This is a genomic window from Burkholderia sp. BCC1977, assembly GCF_905339595.1.
GTDB lineage: Bacteria > Pseudomonadota > Gammaproteobacteria > Burkholderiales > Burkholderiaceae > Burkholderia.
Window position 1 is genome coordinate 160,974 of record NZ_CAJPGQ010000003.1, and the last position, 13,312, is coordinate 174,285.

The following is a 13,312-nucleotide window of genomic DNA, read 5'->3' on the forward strand; positions in this document are numbered from 1 at the left end:
CCGACAGGAGCGATGCGCCGGGCGCTACGCTGTCGTGCCCGACTGTCGCGCCGACGCGCGGCCGGAGCTGGCGCGCGGTCGGCCGGGCCCGGCACATCGCGCGCCGGGCCGCGTGCATCAGTGCTGCTCGTCGATCTTCTTCGGCTTCGGCGGCGACGGCACCTTCGCGTACTGGAACGCCGGCGTGGCCTTCAGCGCATCCTTCGTCGCACCCGGCAGGTAGATGTTGCCGTTGCGCACGTCGAGCGACGCGATCGGCACCGCGACGTCATGCGCGGCCACGCCGAGGAAGCCGCCGGCCGACACGATCGCCGCCGACACCGAGCCGTCCGGCGCGACGATCAGGTCGCGCACCGTGCCGACCTTCTGGTTCGCGTCGTTGTACACGGTCTTGCCGAGCACGCTCTTCTTCACGCTCCAGCCTTCGAGCAGCGCCTGCGATTGCTCGACGGTCACGCTGAGCGGCTGCGCGCCGGCGATCTGCGCGTGCGCGCTGACGCTCGATGCGAGGACGGTTGCGGCGATGAGGGTCTTGTAGAACTTCATGTGTATTGCACTCCGGTTCGGTTGTTGTTGATTCCGGGAGCGAAGCGGCGCGGGCGCAACGGCTGATCGGTGAGCGCCCCGCGCTTCGTCGGTCGCGTGGCGGCCGGCCGCGCCGCCACTGCGTGTGTGCAGGACGGACCGGCGTGGCCGGGCCGCAGTGTGCAACACGGCTTCATGGTAGCGGCATTCGCCGGATCGTGCGTTCGGGGTGCGGCTTGGCAGGCGGGGTGGGCCGGATGGAGATCAATGAACGTGCGGATATGGGGTGCGCGCGGCGGGGAAAGCACGCGCCACGGCATGTCGATCAGGAGAACGCTGACAGGCAACCGGTCGTCACCGGTGCACGAACTACGCGGCGGACACCAGCCCGCCACGCAGCCACGCCGCATCACGCATTCCGCGAATACACCCTGCGATGCCGCACCGCCTCCGCCAGCACATCGAGCACCGGTTCCGTCTGCCCCCAGCTCAAGCACGCATCGGTAATCGACACCCCGTACTGCAACGGCACGCCCGGCTTCAGGTCCTGCCGCCCGGCCTCGAGATGGCTCTCCACCATCACGCCGACGATCCGGTGCTCGCCCTGCGACAGTTGCCGCGCGAGATCCTGCGCGACGTCGATCTGCCGCTCATGCGACTTGTTCGAGTTCGCATGCGAGCAATCGACCATCACCTGTTCGCGCAACCCGCTCTTGCGCAGCACCGCGCAGCTCGCCTCGACGTGCTCGGCATCGTAGTTCGGCCCGTTCTTGCCGCCGCGCAGGATCACGTGCGCGTCGTCGTTGCCGCGCGTCTCGAAGATCGCGGCCATCCCCATCTTCGTCATCCCCATGAACGCATGGCTCGCGCGCGCGGCGACGATCGCGTCCGACGCGACCTGCACGCCGCCGTCGGTGCCGTTCTTGAAGCCGATCGGGCAGCTCAGCCCCGATGCCAACTGACGATGGCTCTGGCTCTCGGTCGTGCGCGCGCCGATCGCGCCCCACGCGATCAGGTCGGCGATGTACTGCGGGCTCAGCAGGTCGAGGAATTCGGTCGACGCCGGCAGGCCGAGCGCGTTGATGTCGAGCAGCAGTTGCCGCGCCGCGCGCAGCCCTTCGTTGATGCGGAAGCTGCCGTCCAGACGCGGATCGTTGATGTACCCCTTCCAGCCGACGGTCGTGCGCGGCTTCTCGAAGTACACGCGCATCGTGATCAGCAGGTCGTCCTTCAGCGCGTCGGCGGCGGCCTTGAGGCGGCGGGCGTACTCGAGCGCCTGGTCGTGGTCGTGGATCGAGCACGGGCCGACGACGAGCAACAGCCGGTCGTCGCGACCGTGCAGGATGTCGCCGATCGCGCGGCGCGTGTCCTCGACGAGCGTCTGCGTGGCGGCCGGCACCGGCAGTTCGTCCTGCAGCAGCGCGGGCGAGATCAGCGGACGCACGGCGCCGATGCGGACGTCGTCGATACGCGTGGTGTCCTGCGTCGCGTCGGCGCTGCCTACCTCGCGATCGTGGGAAGGATTGTCGAGGTTCTGCATGGGGATTCTCCGGGGGACGTCTGGAATGAGTGGCAGGCTCGATTATGGCACTCGCGCAAGGCGGCAGCGAGGCACGGCGGGGGAAAGGCGACCGACGTCAAGACGCCGGACGAAGACGGACGGGCGATCCGCAAGGAATCACCGGCATTCGGCGCGCGGCGCCGATGCCGCACGTTTCGTGCGTGCGCTTGCCGACGTTTCCGGGCCGTTCGACAGGGTTTCATGGAACCGGAGTCACGCAAGTTCCGATGGCCGCCAGCCGCGACGCGACCCGGGTCCGCCGGCCGTTCGGCCGAGTGGTCGCGTGTCACCGAGGTACCGTACGATCATGCCTGTCCGCTGCCGATGCGGCCCGTCGTTCGACGCAGGCGGCACGACGCGCCATCCGTCAGAGATTGATCGTTCGCTACTTGACCCGACACGCCACGATGACCGTATCCGAACTGCTCAGCGCCATCCGCCAGCCCTACGCCGACCTGCTCGCGCAAGCGGCAGCGCAACCGGCCGCCGTCGTCGAGCCGGCCTACCGGAAAGCCGACGGCACGCTGGCCACCGAAGGCCCGCTCGCGCTGCCGTGCCGCGCCGACATCGTTCATGCCGAAGGCGAATCGGCCGGCCAGCCGGCGATGGTCGACTCGACCACGCAACTGGATTTCGAGGCGTTCGCGTTCGAACTCGAAACGGCGGCCGTGTCGATCCGGCCGTTCGTGTGGGACTGGGCGACGATCGAAGCCGACGGTCTCGGCGAGGCCGCGGCCACCGACGCGTTCAAGACATGGTTCTTCGCGTGGTTCGACGCCGACGACGCAGGCGTGCCGGCCGAGGACGGCCTGCACGGCATCGTTCACTATCTGTCGGAACCGGCGCGCACGGAGCAGGGATGGCGCGTGAATGCGGATCTCGGTTCGGCGCCGGGCGCGGCGGTCGAGGATCTGCTGTTCCGGCTCGTCGACGCAGGCGCCACGCGAATCAGCATCGGCTGAATCGCTTCTCCATCACTGACACACCACCATGAAAAAGGCATTCGCCGCGTTGCTGCTGTGCATCGCCTTGCCCGCATCGGCCGAAGTCAGCACGGAAGTGCTGTGCTTCAGGGCGACCGGCGACAAACCCGTTCGCTTCGAGCTGCGCACGTATTACGACGACGTGGCCAAGTGGCAAGGTGGCGTCGTCCGGTATGCGAAATCGAAGACGGCGATTCCGCTGCTGTTCAAGCACGAGGAACACGAAGAACTCGCGGAAGGCCGCCCGTACCAGTTCACGACCACGTGGTGGGAAATGGTCGACGGCAAGATCAACGGCGAATACGAGATGATGAGCCAGGGCGCGATCGTCTATTCGATGACGTACACCCATGCACGCACCGGCAAGAAAACCGACTTTGCGTGGGCGCAGGACGTCGATGCGTCCGTGAAGACGGGGTGCCGCTGGTAACGCGGCTGCGGGCCACGGCGGGAGGCAGGGCCGTCACCCGGCGCGCCCGCATGCGCGCCGGTGTCGCGTCGGCTCGGCCGGTCTGTCAACCTGCGTCGCCCGGCCCGTCGACGTCGATCCCCAGTTCGGTCGCCATCCGCTGAACGAGTGCATGCAGCCGCGCCACTTCATCGGTCAGCCGCTTCTGCTCGGCCTTCAGCGCCTCGAACTCGGACGGCGGAACGGAATCCGCGCCGCCGCCCGTATCCGAGCCGGCGTAGTCGGCCACGTTCACCTCGCCGCACATCAGGTGCATCCAGCGGTTCTCGCGCGCACCGGGCGCGCGCGGCAGCCGGACGACGAGCGGCTGCGCACGCGCCGCGAGTTCGTCGAGAAACGCCTCGACCGACGAGATGTCCGCGAAGCCGTGCAGGCGTGCGCTGTTCAGGCGCAGTTCGGCGGCCGTCTGCGGGCCGCGCAGCAGCAGGATCGTCAGCAGCGCGATCGCCTGGCTCGGGATCCCGAGCACGCGGTTCACGTTGTGTTCGAAACGCGGCACGCGGCTGCTGCTCCCCTCCATCACGAGGCTCAGGTGCTTGAGCCCGTCGAGCGCGGTCGTGACTTCGTCGTCGCTGACGTTCATCACCGGTGCGCGCGCGGTTTTCTGGTTGCAGCCCGCGGTCAGCGCGTTCAGCGACAGCGGATAGGTGTCCGGCACCGTGTGCTGCTTCTCGACGAGCACCCCGAGAATGCGGGCTTCGAGGGGCGTGAGTTCGCGCAGGGCGCGGGGCGTGGGCAGGTCCGGCGTGGTGTTCATGAGTGGCGTCGCGGCGTGCAGCAGGTGAAGGGAAACGGTCGCCGCCCGTCCGGCGTCGCGAACGGGCGAGCCATATGATAGCTCGCGATGCGCGGCCCGGCGTCGCGCGGCGTCACGACGCGCGCACTTGCCGCAGCCGGCTTTCGTCCAGCGGATCGGCCGGGCGGCGGCGCGCGGGCGAAGCATGCGCTCGGCGGCGCGAACGCACGCACCACCCTCACGCGCGGCCTTGTCCCGGGTTTGCGCGTCGCGCAGGCCGGCGCTACGATACGCGTTCACCCGGACACGCGGCGCGGCGCGGCGCGGGCCATCTTCACACGCCACGCCGACACCGCGCATCGCCCGTCCCGCACACCGTGCCGCCGCGCATGCGCGCCACTTTCGACACGGTTCATTCGTTCACTCGTTCACCGCCATGACTGCATCCTCTTCAGCGCCGCACGTGCGCGCCATCGTCACCGGACACACGCGCGGCCTCGGCGCATCGCTCGCCGAACAGCTGCTGCAGGAAGGGATCGCCGTGCTCGGCGTGTCGCGCAGCCGTCATCCGTCGCTCGCCGCGCAGGCCGGCGACCGCTTCGCGGAAATCGAACTCGACCTGTCGGACACGTCGGCCGTCGCGACCTGGCTCGCCGGCGACACGCTGCGCCGCTTCGTCGACGGCGCGTCGATCGTGCTGCTCTTCAACAACGCGGGCGTCGTCGACCCGATCGGGCCGCTCGACGCGCAGGATCCGGCGCTCGTCGCGCGCGCGGTCGGCCTGAACGTCGCGGCGCCACTGATGCTGTCGGCCGCGCTCGCGCAGGCGGCAGCCGCCCCGACCGAATGCCGGATCCTGCACGTGTCGAGCGGCGCCGCGCGCAACGCGTATGCGGGCTGGAGCGTCTACTGCGCGACCAAGGCCGCGCTCGATCATCACGCGCGCGCGGTCGCGCTCGACGCGAACCGCGCGCTGCGGATCTGCAGCGTCGCACCGGGTGTCGTCGATACGGGCATGCAGGCGACGATCCGCTCGACCAGCGAAGCCAACTTCCCGATGCGCGAGAAGTTCGACCAGTTGAAGTCGAGCGGCGCGCTTTCGACGCCCGAGGCAGCCGCACGCCAGTTGATCGGCTATGCGCTGAGCGACGCGTTCGGCTCCACGTCGACGGCCGACGTGCGGGAATTGCCGACCAGGTAAACCACGGGCCGCGAGGTAAGCCCCGAGACGCGGCCTGTCATCCGTCGAGCCGTTTCGTCCAGTCTTCGACCTGTCGCTCGGCCCGGCGCTTTTCAAGCATCTTGCGCCAGCCGGGCGGCAGCACCGGAACGTCACACAGCGCATCGAGCGCGGCCATATCGAGCGTGCGCCGGTACAGCACATCGAGCACCGTCGACAGCGGCCATTGCGGGTAGCGGCGCTCATGCAGCGCCACTGCGTCGCCCGGCGCCACCCAGCCTTCGTGCAGCACGCGGTAGTACCACCCGGTCCGCCCGCTTTGCTGCACGAGCGCGGCCATCCGCGGATGATCGAAGCGCGCGTTGAGCTTCCAGCACGGCTGCCGCGACTGCGTCACCTGAAGCACGGCGCCGCCCAGCGTGAATACGTCACCGAGGCACACGTCGCGCTCGGTCACGCCATGCGTCGACAGGTTCTCGCCGAACGCGCCCGGTTGCGCAAGCACGTCGCGTGCGCCGATCTGCGCGGCCCACCACGCATAGTGGTCGTGCGCATAGTGATGGACCGCCTTGTCCGGCCCGCCGTGATGCCGCGCATCGGCCTGCTCGTCGCCGGCAAAACCGAGCGCGCCCAGCCACAGACGCGCGTCGACCGGCCGCTTGTCGATCGCGCTCGCGTGCGACGTGCCGGCCAGCGGCCGGCTCGTGCCGACCCGCACCACGCCGACGATGGCCGCGATCGCCGGCCGTGCTTCGTCGCTCACGCCGGTACACCGTCCGGCAGCGCCGCGAGCAGGCGTTCGAGTTCGCGCGTGCGCGCATCGCCAAGCGGCAGCAGCGGCTTCCTCGGTTCGCCCGCGTCGAAGCCGCGCAGGCGCAATCCGGCCTTTACGGTCACCGGCAGCCCGCCGTTGACGATGAACTGCAGCAGCGGCAACTGCGCATGCAAGACCGACCTGGCGCGCGTCAGGTCGCCCGCGCGCATCGCGTCGACCAGCGCGAGCGGCAACGCGGCGTTCAAGTTCGGCGCTGCCGTGCACCATCCCGCCGCGCCCGCGGCCAGCGCGGCGAGCGCCATCGGATTGCTGCCGTTGTAGAACGGGATCGCCCCGTCGCTCAACTGCGCGAGCCGGTGCAGCCGGCCGATGTCGCCGGTGCTCTCCTTGACCATCGTGACGTTGTCGACGGTCCGGCAGATCGTCGCGATCAGGTCGGGCGACATGTCGACGCCGCTCGTCGCCGGGTTGTTGTACAGCATGATCGGAATGCCGATCGCGTCGCCGATCGCGCGGTAGTGCGCGACGATCTCGTCGTTGCCGAGCGGCCAGTACGACACCGGCAGCACCATCACCGCATCGGCGCCGGCCTGTTCGGCGAAGCGCGCGCGGCGCACCGCGCCCGCCGTGGTGAGATCGGAGATGCCGACGACGGTCGGCACGCGCCGGCCCACCGCGCGGATCGACGCGGTGGCCACCGCCTCCCATTCGGCGTCGGACAGGTATGCGCTCTCGCCGGTACTGCCCAGCGGGGCAATCGCATGAACGCCGTCGGCGATCAGGCGCTCGATCAGCGCATCGAGCGTTTTCAGGTCGACGCCGCCGTCGGCGGAGAACGGTGTGACCGGGTAGGCAATGATGCCTTGCAGCAAGATAGACACGATGTGTATTCCTCAATGATGCGTGAATGCGGTGAAAGCGATGCGCTCGTTCACGCGACGCAGTCGCGATGCGTGCGCAATGCGCGGCGCGCGTAATAGTCGAACGTCACGGCATCGCGCTTCGGTTTCGAAATCCAGTCATGCGCCTCCCGTGCCAGCGCCGGCGGTACCGGCTTGATCTCGCCGGCCGACATTGCGAGCAGTTGCAGCTTCGCGGCCCGCTCGATCAGCAGCGCGAGCATGCACGCTTCCTCGATCGTCTTGCCGACCACGAGCTGGCCGTGATGCGACAGCAGGATCGCGCGCTTGCTGCCGAGCGCCTTCGAGATGATTTCACCTTCCTCGTTGCCGACCGGCACGCCGGGCCAGTCCTTCAGGAACGCGCAATCGTCGTACAGCGGGCAGGTGTCCATATGCGACACGACGAGCGGCTGCTCGAGCATCGACAGCGCGGCGACATGCGCCGGATGCGTATGGATGATGCAGTTCACGTCCGGGCGCTCGCGATAGATCCACGTGTGGAACCGGTTGGCCGGGTTCGGAATGCCTTCGCCGTCGACGACGTCGAGATCCTCGTTGACGCGCAGCAGGTTCGCGGCCGAGATCTCGTCGAAACCCAGCCCGAGCCGCTGCGTGTAGTACGTGCCGGCGTCGCCCGCGCGACACGTGATCTGCCCGGCCAGGCCGGAATCGTGGCCGGCGTCGAACAGGATCCGGCACGTGAGCGCGAGCTTCTGTCGCGCGGACCAGCCGCTGTCGCCCACCTCGTTTTCAAGACGCCGCTCCGCCAGCGCGACCAGCGCCTCCTTCGTCAAACTCAGCGTTTCCGCCATGTTCACCTCCTGAATGGGTCGGATGTGTCGCGTCGCCCGAAGCCGCTTCCCCGGGATTCGTGACACATGATCCATTATATGACACATAGTGTCATGCGTTACAATCGGTTTTTTGAAGGACATCTGGCGCCCCATGACGATTCGCCTGAAGCTGCTCAGAAAACAGAAGGGCTGGACGCTCGATGTGCTGGCCGACGAGACCGGCCTCACCAAGAGCTACCTGTCGAAAGTCGAGCGTGGCCTGAGCGTGCCGTCGATCGCGGTCGCGCTCAAGCTGTCGAAAGCGCTGAATGTCGACGTCGAGCAACTGTTCTCGGAAAGCCGCAATCGCGAGCTGATCACGGTCACGCGCGCCGGCGAGCGCACGGCGATGGGCGCGGCGGCCGACAGCCACGCGCACCGCTTCGAAAGCATCGCGGCCGGCGTCGCGCCGAAAAAGATGCTGCCGTTCGTCGTGCATCCGCCGCACGAATTCGTCGCATCGACGTTCCGCGAGCACGAAGGCGAGGAATTCCTGTTCGTGCACAAGGGGCGCGTCGAAATCGAATTTCCGAACGAGACGGTGCAACTCAAGACCGGCGACTCAGTCTATTTCAACGCACTCATCCCGCACCGCACGCGCAGCCTCGGCGCCGCGCAGGCGGAGATCCTGGTCATCGTCAGTCACGACGACTAGACTCGTCACTTCTTCGCGCAAGGATCCCCCGATGGTCACAAAGGCCACCGCACCGTTCCAGCAGATCAAGACGCTCGTTCGCCAGAACGTCGATTCGGGCGACTGGCGCCCGGGGGACCGCATTCCGTCCGAACTCGATCTCGCCGCGCAATTCGGCGTCGCGCGCATGACGGTCAACCGCGCGCTGCGCGAGCTGACCGAGGAAGGCGTGCTGAAGCGCATCGCGGGCGTCGGCACCTTCGTCGCCGAAGTGAAGCCGCAGTCGAACCTGCTGATGATCGCGCACATCCGCGACGAGATCCGCGCGCGCGGGCACGAATACCGCTGCCGCGTGCTCAGCCGGTCGCGCGAGCCCGCGTCGTTCGAGGTCGCGGCCGCATTCGGGCTGGCGGTCAACACGCCGGTCTTTCACGTGGTGTGCGTGCACGAGGAAAACGGCCGCCCGATCCAGCTCGAGGATCGCTACGTGAACCCGGCCGCCGCGCCCGAATTCATCGATCAGGATTTCCAGACCGAGCCGCCGTCCGAATACCTGTTCAACAACGTGTCGCACTACGAACTGGAAATCGAGCACGTCGTCGACGCGTCGCTGCCGACCGGCGAACAGGCGCGGCTGCTCGACATGCGCGCCGACGAGCCGTGCCTCACGCTCACGCGCCGCACCTGGACGAACGGGCTGCCCGTCACGTTCGTGCACTTCCTGCATCCGGGCAACCGCTACCGGCTCGGCTCGCGCTTCAAGCCGGGCGCCGGGCGGCACCCGACCTGAACCTTCTTCGACACCTGAATACGACCACCCGCGGCGGCCGCTTCATCGCGAAACGGCCACCGCGCGGGTGATGTCGCGTGATGTCGTCGCTGTCCGCCGCTCAGATCGCACCGACCTGCCCTGCGCCGCGCGACCACACGACCGGAAACAGCGCATGCTCGAGCGGCGCGCCGTCCGGCAGTTGGTCCGCCAGCCCCGGGAAATCGGGCGACGTCTTCCAGCGGCGCGGCGCGTGACGGATATCGTCGCCGACGAAGCGGATCGAGAACGCGCGCCGCCGGTTCTGCGTCCCGCCCGACGCATGCAGCGTCAGCATCCGGAAGCACACCATGTCGCCCGGCTCGAGCGCCCAGTGGCGAATCGGGAACGCGGAACGGTCGGCTTCGATGTCGGGCAGGTCGGCGAGGCTGCCTTCCGGGAACCACTTCGCCTCCTTGTCCATGAACGTGCGCGGCATCAGCCACGGCCCCTGGTGCGAACCCGCGACGAATTCCAGCGTCGACTCGAGCGGCACCGGATCGACCGGAATCCACATGCTGACGTTGTCGTCGCCTTCGATGTTGTAGTACGGCTGGTCCTGGTGCCACGGCGTGCGCTGCCGCGTGCCGGGCTCCTTCACGAGCAGGTGGTCGTGATGCAGCCGCACGGTCTGCGTGCCCATCAGCGCCGCGGCCACCGACGGCGCGGGCGAACGCACGATGAAGTCGCGATACGCGTCGTTGTGCTGCCAGTTGCAGAAGTCCTCGAAGAACCAGCCCGGATCGTCGGGCCGGCTCGCGACCTTCGCGCGCGCGCTCGGCTGCGCGAGGTTCGCGTCGATGCCGGCACGCAGCGCGGCCACTTCGTCGGGCGAGAAGATGCCCTTGATGCATACCGCGCCTTCGTCGCGGAAGGCGGCGATCAGTTCGGGCGTCACGGCTTTCGCGACGCGGTCCTGGATACTCGTCATGGCTTGCCTGTCGATTGAATGAATCACGGGGTCGTGGGTGGGGTTCACGGGTTCACGGCGCGGCGGTCAACTGCTGCTTCGCGCCGTAGATGTCGAAGTCGAAGTATTTCGCGGCGATCTTCTGGTACGTGCCGTTCGCGCGGATCGCGACGATCGCGTCGTTCAGCCGCTTCTTCATGTCGGCGTCGCCCTTGCGCACGCCCATCGCGACGCCGTAGCCGGTGATGCGCACGTCGGTCACGTCGGGGCCTGCGAACGCGTAGCCCTTGCCGCGCGGCGTCTTCAGGAACGAATAGCCGGCCTGCGTCTTGTCCTGGAAAGTCGCGTCGAGACGGCCGTTCACCAGATCCTGATACACCTGGTCCTGGTTCTGGTACGACACGATCGTCACGCCCTTGGTCGCCCATTCGGCCTTCGCGTACGCCTCCTGAGTCGTGCCCTGGTCGATCCCGATGCGCTTGCCGGCGAGCGACGCCGCGGTCGGCAGCAGCTTCGAGCCGGCCGGCGCGACGAGCGCGCCCGGCGACGCATACAGCTTGTTCGAGAAGTCGATCTGCTTGAGCCGCTCGTCGGTGGCCGTCATCGCGGACATGATCACGTCGAACTTGCGCGCGCGCAGCGCCGGGATCATCCCGTCGAAGCCCTGCTCGACCCACACGCATTTCGCGCGCAGCTGTTCGCAAATCGCATTGCGCAGGTCGATGTCGAAGCCGGCGAGCGAACCGTCGGGCTGCTTCGCCTCGAACGGCGGATAGGTGGGATCGATGCCCCAGCGGATCGTCGCCGTGTCCTGCGCGAATGCGACGAGCGGCGCGAACGCCAGCGCGGAAACGACGAGCTTTGCAGTGCGGTTCATGGTGTGTCCTTGTGGTCTCGACGTGGCGGGAAAGCGCCGGGCGTCCGTTGGGGAGCGTCGTGCCGGCAGGCCCGGCGCGATACGCGAAAGACTGGGACTTCGATGAAACTGCGATGCAGTCTAGACTGCTCAATTTTCGAGCGCAAGCGGGGGAGGCGGGGGTGGAGCGGATTGGAAGGAGTTGGGCGGAGAGATCGCGCAGAAAGAGCGAAGTAACGCAAAAAACACGACAACCTAAGATACTTTTTCTGACGTTCAGGCGTTTACCCGGTAATGCACACAGTCGGCGGAGAGTCTGTTCGAGTGGATATCCACAAGCCGGGATGGTCTGGATATCACGGCGGATCAGACCGCCAATCGTCGTTGGTTGGCGGAAACGGGCTTCCCGACCTATACCACCTCGATGCTACCGCCCTCCCGCCGCCACGAGGCCGCGCCGCGCCGCCCCTCGAGCGCGCCGCTGTCGGCTGCCGCGACGGCCGACGTGAGCGTCGTCAACGCAAACGCGCCGACGATCGCCATCCGTTTGAAAAACATCCGGTGTCCTCCCTGCATATCCGCCCGCGCAGCCGTGCCGGGTCCGGCGAAACCGCGATTGCCCGCGGGCCCGGGCCATGTTAAAAATCGTCGCACGCATTTGGAAATGAAATGTTCGAATCCATAAAAGTGCAGAAATGAATCGACCTTTGTTCGACCTCGACCTGTTGCGCGCGCTCGTGATGGTCGCCGACTGCGGCAGCTTCACGACCGCGTCCGCGCGCCTGCATTCGACGCAGTCGACGGTCAGCCAGAAGGTGCGGCGGCTGGAGGAGATCGCCGGGCATCGCCTGCTCGACCGCGGCACGCGCGACGTGCGGCCGACCGACGCCGGCGTGACGGTGCTCAGCTACGCGCGGCGCATGATCGCGCTGAACGACGAGATGCTGGAGGCGCTGTCGGGCGCGACCGTCGCGCTGACGATCCGGCTCGGCGTGCCCGACGATTTCGCGGCGGGCCGCACGACCCACGCGCTCGCGGCATTCAAGCGCGATCATCCGCAGGTGAAGCTCGAAGTGATGTGCGGGTTGAGCCGCGACATCTGCGCGGCCTACGATCGCGGCGAACTCGATCTCGTGCTGATCAAGCAGCGGCGCGACAGCCGCGAGGCGGTGGCGCGCTGGCCGGAGAAGCTGCGCTGGATCGACAGCGCGCAGCATCCGACGATCGAGCTCGATCCGGTGCCGATCGTCGTGTTTCCGCCGCGCGGGCTCTATCGCGACGACATGATCAAGGCGATCGAGGAGCGCGGCCGGCGCTGGCGGATCAGCTTCACGACGTCGAGCCTGAGCGGCATCCAGGCGGCCGTCGCGGACGGGCTCGGCATCAGCGTGCTGCCCGCGCGCGTGGTGACCGACGACCACGTGGTGCTGACCGAGGCGCACGGCGGCTTCGCGCCGATCGAGAACATGGACATCGCGATCCTGCACCGGCCGACGGCCGATCCGATGGTCAGCGAACTGACGAAGGCGCTCGCGGCGATGCTGGAACACGAGCAGGAATGAGCGCGGCGATGCGGTTCGGCTTCGACCGGACGGCGGCGCAACCCGGGAAAACCGACTTCCGTCAGAACATCGTGTTCCCGTTCGCCGCCTGCTCGGGCACCGGCTGGTTCACGTCCCAGTGCTCGACGATCTTGCCGTGCTCGAGCCGGAAGATGTCCATGATCGCGCTGCCGCGCGTGCCGGGTTCGCGCACCGCATGCACGTGCAGGATCACGTAGTCGCCGTCGACGAACGCACGCTTGATCTCGCTGTGCGACTGCGGATATTTGTCGCGCAGGAACGCGACGAACTTGCGGAAGCCGTCACGGCCGTCGGCCGCGTTCGGGTTGTGCTGCACGTATTGGTCGCCGACATACGCGAGCGCGGCATCCGCATCCTTCTCGTTCAGGCCTTTCTCGTAGAACGCGAGCACCGTGCGGCGATTCGCTTCCTGCCGCGCGATGTCCGGGCCCGCCGCCAACGCATGCGCGGCCGTCACCGCGAACGTCGCCGCGGCGATCCATCTTGCGGCCCGTGCCGCCATCGTGCGTGTGCGTCGCATCGTCGTCTCCCGGGAGATCAGGCTTCAAGAAAGCCCG

At 67.8% G+C, this 13,312-nt stretch carries 16 protein-coding genes; 6 read left to right on the forward strand and 10 right to left on the reverse strand.

Annotation, left to right across the window (positions count from 1 at the left end):
- Positions 1 to 117: 117 nt before the first annotated feature.
- On the reverse strand, positions 118 to 546 hold the full coding sequence (locus tag U5771_RS04450; protein WP_322022845.1) for a PRC-barrel domain-containing protein: 429 nt from the start codon (positions 544 to 546) through the stop codon (positions 118 to 120).
- A 388-nt stretch (positions 547 to 934) separates the two neighbouring features.
- The gene (locus U5771_RS04455) at positions 935 to 2,065 is read right to left on the reverse strand and encodes a 3-deoxy-7-phosphoheptulonate synthase (protein WP_322022846.1); all 1,131 of its coding nucleotides are present in this window, start codon (positions 2,063 to 2,065) and stop codon (positions 935 to 937) included.
- A gap of 428 nt (positions 2,066 to 2,493) precedes the next feature.
- Here U5771_RS04455 and U5771_RS04460 point away from each other — a divergent pair, with 428 nt between their 5' ends.
- Both U5771_RS04460 and U5771_RS04465 read left to right on the forward strand, forming a co-directional pair.
- Positions 2,494 to 3,048, forward strand: a complete 555-nt coding sequence (locus U5771_RS04460) for a hypothetical protein (protein ID WP_322022847.1) — start codon at positions 2,494 to 2,496, stop codon at positions 3,046 to 3,048.
- A 28-nt stretch (positions 3,049 to 3,076) separates the two neighbouring features.
- On the forward strand, positions 3,077 to 3,499 hold the full coding sequence (locus U5771_RS04465; protein WP_322022848.1) for a hypothetical protein: 423 nt from the start codon (positions 3,077 to 3,079) through the stop codon (positions 3,497 to 3,499).
- An 85-nt stretch (positions 3,500 to 3,584) separates the two neighbouring features.
- Here the strand turns inward: U5771_RS04465 and U5771_RS04470 are convergent, their stop codons facing one another.
- A complete protein-coding gene (locus tag U5771_RS04470) occupies positions 3,585 to 4,295 on the reverse strand; it encodes a YceH family protein (RefSeq protein WP_322022849.1) in 711 nt (236 codons plus the stop codon).
- Positions 4,296 to 4,710: 415 nt separating this feature from the next.
- On the opposite strand from U5771_RS04470, the gene U5771_RS04475 reads away from it, so the two are divergent.
- Positions 4,711 to 5,475 carry an SDR family oxidoreductase gene (locus U5771_RS04475; protein ID WP_322022850.1) on the forward strand — a complete coding sequence of 255 codons (765 nt, stop codon included), beginning with the start codon at positions 4,711 to 4,713 and terminating at the stop codon, positions 5,473 to 5,475.
- Positions 5,476 to 5,512: 37 nt separating this feature from the next.
- Here the strand turns inward: U5771_RS04475 and U5771_RS04480 are convergent, their stop codons facing one another.
- From U5771_RS04480 to U5771_RS04490, 3 genes are read right to left on the reverse strand one after another with little or no spacing between them, the layout of a single operon-like run.
- Positions 5,513 to 6,217, reverse strand: a complete 705-nt coding sequence (locus tag U5771_RS04480) for an MOSC domain-containing protein (protein WP_322022851.1) — start codon at positions 6,215 to 6,217, stop codon at positions 5,513 to 5,515.
- Positions 6,214 to 7,110 (reverse strand): dihydrodipicolinate synthase family protein, encoded by an 897-nt coding sequence (locus tag U5771_RS04485; protein ID WP_322022852.1) that lies wholly within the window; start codon positions 7,108 to 7,110, stop codon positions 6,214 to 6,216. The genes U5771_RS04480 and U5771_RS04485 overlap by 4 nt, the downstream gene beginning before the upstream one ends.
- A gap of 50 nt (positions 7,111 to 7,160) precedes the next feature.
- Positions 7,161 to 7,943 (reverse strand): aldolase, encoded by a 783-nt coding sequence (locus U5771_RS04490; protein ID WP_322022853.1) that lies wholly within the window; start codon positions 7,941 to 7,943, stop codon positions 7,161 to 7,163.
- A gap of 133 nt (positions 7,944 to 8,076) precedes the next feature.
- On the opposite strand from U5771_RS04490, the gene U5771_RS04495 reads away from it, so the two are divergent.
- Together U5771_RS04495 and hutC are read left to right on the forward strand one after the other, a co-directional pair.
- Positions 8,077 to 8,619 carry a helix-turn-helix domain-containing protein gene (locus U5771_RS04495; RefSeq protein ID WP_021158662.1) on the forward strand — a complete coding sequence of 181 codons (543 nt, stop codon included), beginning with the start codon at positions 8,077 to 8,079 and terminating at the stop codon, positions 8,617 to 8,619.
- 31 nt (positions 8,620 to 8,650) lie between these two features.
- Positions 8,651 to 9,388 carry a histidine utilization repressor gene (hutC, locus tag U5771_RS04500; RefSeq protein WP_322022854.1) on the forward strand — a complete coding sequence of 246 codons (738 nt, stop codon included), beginning with the start codon at positions 8,651 to 8,653 and terminating at the stop codon, positions 9,386 to 9,388.
- Positions 9,389 to 9,488: 100 nt separating this feature from the next.
- On the opposite strand, the gene U5771_RS04505 is transcribed toward hutC, so the two are convergent.
- The 3 genes from U5771_RS04505 to U5771_RS04515 all read right to left on the reverse strand — a co-directional run bounded on the left by U5771_RS04505 (position 9,489) and on the right by U5771_RS04515 (position 11,730).
- Complete coding sequence (locus U5771_RS04505) at positions 9,489 to 10,337, reverse strand: phytanoyl-CoA dioxygenase family protein (protein WP_322022855.1); 849 nt, start codon at positions 10,335 to 10,337, stop codon at positions 9,489 to 9,491.
- 52 nt (positions 10,338 to 10,389) lie between these two features.
- The gene (locus tag U5771_RS04510; protein ID WP_322022856.1) at positions 10,390 to 11,193 is read right to left on the reverse strand and encodes an ABC transporter substrate-binding protein; all 804 of its coding nucleotides are present in this window, start codon (positions 11,191 to 11,193) and stop codon (positions 10,390 to 10,392) included.
- Between the two features lie 390 nt (positions 11,194 to 11,583).
- Complete coding sequence (locus U5771_RS04515; protein ID WP_322022857.1) at positions 11,584 to 11,730, reverse strand: hypothetical protein; 147 nt, start codon at positions 11,728 to 11,730, stop codon at positions 11,584 to 11,586.
- Positions 11,731 to 11,867: 137 nt separating this feature from the next.
- On the opposite strand from U5771_RS04515, the gene U5771_RS04520 reads away from it, so the two are divergent.
- Positions 11,868 to 12,734: a LysR family transcriptional regulator gene (locus tag U5771_RS04520; RefSeq protein WP_322022858.1), complete on the forward strand. Its 867-nt coding sequence runs from the start codon at positions 11,868 to 11,870 to the stop codon at positions 12,732 to 12,734.
- 61 nt (positions 12,735 to 12,795) lie between these two features.
- Here the strand turns inward: U5771_RS04520 and U5771_RS04525 are convergent, their stop codons facing one another.
- Entirely contained in the window at positions 12,796 to 13,275 is a 480-nt protein-coding gene (locus tag U5771_RS04525; RefSeq protein WP_322022859.1) for a nuclear transport factor 2 family protein, read from the reverse strand.
- Positions 13,276 to 13,312: the final 37 nt, after the last annotated feature.

Excerpts from the sequence above, each read along its gene's own strand:
- U5771_RS04450 (WP_322022845.1), bottom strand. The coding sequence starts at position 546 with ATGAAGTTCTACAAGACCCTCATCGCCGCAACCGTCCTCGCATCGAGC.
- U5771_RS04455 (WP_322022846.1), bottom strand. The coding sequence starts at position 2,065 with ATGCAGAACCTCGACAATCCTTCCCACGATCGCGAGGTAGGCAGCGCC.
- U5771_RS04460 (WP_322022847.1), top strand. The coding sequence starts at position 2,494 with ATGACCGTATCCGAACTGCTCAGCGCCATCCGCCAGCCCTACGCCGAC.
- U5771_RS04465 (WP_322022848.1), top strand. The coding sequence starts at position 3,077 with ATGAAAAAGGCATTCGCCGCGTTGCTGCTGTGCATCGCCTTGCCCGCA.
- U5771_RS04470 (WP_322022849.1), bottom strand. The coding sequence starts at position 4,295 with ATGAACACCACGCCGGACCTGCCCACGCCCCGCGCCCTGCGCGAACTC.
- U5771_RS04475 (WP_322022850.1), top strand. The coding sequence starts at position 4,711 with ATGACTGCATCCTCTTCAGCGCCGCACGTGCGCGCCATCGTCACCGGA.
- U5771_RS04490 (WP_322022853.1), bottom strand. The coding sequence starts at position 7,943 with ATGGCGGAAACGCTGAGTTTGACGAAGGAGGCGCTGGTCGCGCTGGCG.
- U5771_RS04495 (WP_021158662.1), top strand. The coding sequence starts at position 8,077 with ATGACGATTCGCCTGAAGCTGCTCAGAAAACAGAAGGGCTGGACGCTC.
- hutC (WP_322022854.1), top strand. The coding sequence starts at position 8,651 with ATGGTCACAAAGGCCACCGCACCGTTCCAGCAGATCAAGACGCTCGTT.
- U5771_RS04505 (WP_322022855.1), bottom strand. The coding sequence starts at position 10,337 with ATGACGAGTATCCAGGACCGCGTCGCGAAAGCCGTGACGCCCGAACTG.
- U5771_RS04510 (WP_322022856.1), bottom strand. The coding sequence starts at position 11,193 with ATGAACCGCACTGCAAAGCTCGTCGTTTCCGCGCTGGCGTTCGCGCCG.
- U5771_RS04515 (WP_322022857.1), bottom strand. The coding sequence starts at position 11,730 with ATGTTTTTCAAACGGATGGCGATCGTCGGCGCGTTTGCGTTGACGACG.
- U5771_RS04520 (WP_322022858.1), top strand. The coding sequence starts at position 11,868 with ATGAATCGACCTTTGTTCGACCTCGACCTGTTGCGCGCGCTCGTGATG.
- U5771_RS04525 (WP_322022859.1), bottom strand. The coding sequence starts at position 13,275 with ATGCGACGCACACGCACGATGGCGGCACGGGCCGCAAGATGGATCGCC.